The organism is Oleiphilus sp. HI0067 (assembly GCF_001635735.1).
This window is the reverse complement of sequence record NZ_LWFI01000975.1, coordinates 1-1,676: the sequence shown is the minus strand read 5'-3', so window position 1 is coordinate 1,676 and position 1,676 is coordinate 1. Positions and strand designations below refer to the sequence as shown.

Sequence of the window (1,676 nt, the reverse complement as noted above, 5' to 3'; positions counted from 1 at the left end):
CTCACCCTCGCGGTATCACAAATTGAATGCACAATGACTGATGGTGAAAAGTCTGTGGCAGAGTTGACCAAATCATTTTCTTACATAGCAGAACAAATCAGCCACTTGACCGACTCGTCTGACGAACAAGCCGCAAACAACTTTAGCTCCCAAGCCCAAGAGATCCATAACTCGATTTTCAATTCCATCGTGGCGTTTCAATTTTACGATCGATTATCACAACGACTTGATCATGTGAAACGTGACCTAGGCTGGCTGAGCGAATTGGTGTCAGCCCCTAACAGCGCCAACAATCCAAGCGCATGGGAAAAACTGCAAAACGACATTAAGTCGAACTATTCTATGGAAGAAGAGCGACTCATGTTTGAACACATTATGAATGGAGCCTCAGTGAATGAGGCGCTCGAAATATATCGCCATCATTTCGAAAAGACCGATGAAGACGATAGCGATGATGAAGTCGAACTATTCTAATATTTCGACCAAGTCGCCTAACGATATAAGTCCCTCGCCACGCTGAACTAAATTCTCACCAAAGCACGCGCCAAATTGATTCAAGCGGTACTGCGCTAAAGTCTTTAAGGGCTCCTTATTAAACACCCCCCGTTCGTCCAAGGTAATCATACTGCAGCGTGAACATGGCTTAGCGACATCAAACTCGATCTCCCCTATCTTGATTCGGCGCCATTCCGATTCTTGATATGATTCACTCCCACTAATCACAATATTCGGACGAAAACGATTCATTGCCACCGCATTTTCCAACCTCGAATTCAGATCGAGCAATGACTCCTCACTACACAAAAGAATTGGAAAACCATCAGCAAAACTGACTCGTGCTGATTCCGGTGAAAAATCAGGATCAACCTGTCGATAGGTGCTTGAAGGCATGAAGATTAAACGGACAGACTCATTCAAATACACGGATAATCGCTTATCAAAGTCTTTCGATGACATCGCCAAAGCATCAACACTATCCGACCACACTTCAGCCATCACTGGAACATCAAACTCAGAAAACAGTAATACTGTCTCTATGCCATCGAAATTCACTGACAGCGTGCTTTCACTTACTAAAGCAGAGACTAGTGCCATTTTGGGGTGCGTTCTTTGAGTGACATGCTTTCCTTGATCATTGATGACCATAAAACGCCTATCCATATGTGGCCCGAACGCGTCTAAGCTCATCGACTGGTGCGATAAACCGCAAAACGATTTAACAGGATAAGAAAACAGACCAGAGACAGTAATCATCAAGAAACTCGCGCAAAAGCTCAAAACTATAATGCGACTTGGCTAAGAAGAACAAGGCGCAAGTATAAATTGTGTAAACGGCATGACTAAACAGAGATACAGGAATATCAACAATTAAGACATTGAGCTAAGCGATGGATAAGCTTTCTTCGGGCGCGGCAAACCTTGAGGAAGTTTAGTAACAATAAACGACGATAGGTTTAACAAAGTCATAAGAAAATTTGGAGCGGGAAACGAGATTCGAACTCGCGACCCCGACCTTGGCAAGGTCGTGCTCTACCAACTGAGCTATTCCCGCTTAGGAAGGCTTTGAAAAAACTCTGTAAAATCAAGTATTAAGAGAACTTGAAAGAGCTCGTTGCTTCAAAGTGGGGCGTATTATATGGATGCATTTTTCAGTATGCAAGCATTTATTTATACAC

Annotated in this window: 2 protein-coding genes and 1 tRNA gene; 1 reads left to right on the top strand and 2 read right to left on the bottom strand. The window is 43.3% G+C overall.

Going from position 1 to position 1,676, the window contains the following annotated elements; translation table 11 throughout:
- The coding region (locus tag A3739_RS12620) for a hypothetical protein (RefSeq protein WP_231877072.1) at nucleotides 1–474 on the top strand (474 nt) is incomplete at its 5' end.
- On the opposite strand, the gene A3739_RS12615 is transcribed toward A3739_RS12620, so the two are convergent.
- Nucleotides 466–1,254, bottom strand: a complete 789-nt coding sequence (locus A3739_RS12615; RefSeq protein WP_068479496.1) for an MOSC domain-containing protein — start codon at nucleotides 1,252–1,254, stop codon at nucleotides 466–468. The two genes, A3739_RS12620 and A3739_RS12615, sit on opposite strands and share 9 nt — an antisense overlap.
- A gap of 222 nt (nucleotides 1,255–1,476) precedes the next feature.
- Nucleotides 1,477–1,552 (bottom strand) — tRNA-Gly (locus A3739_RS12610).
- Nucleotides 1,553–1,676: the final 124 nt, after the last annotated feature.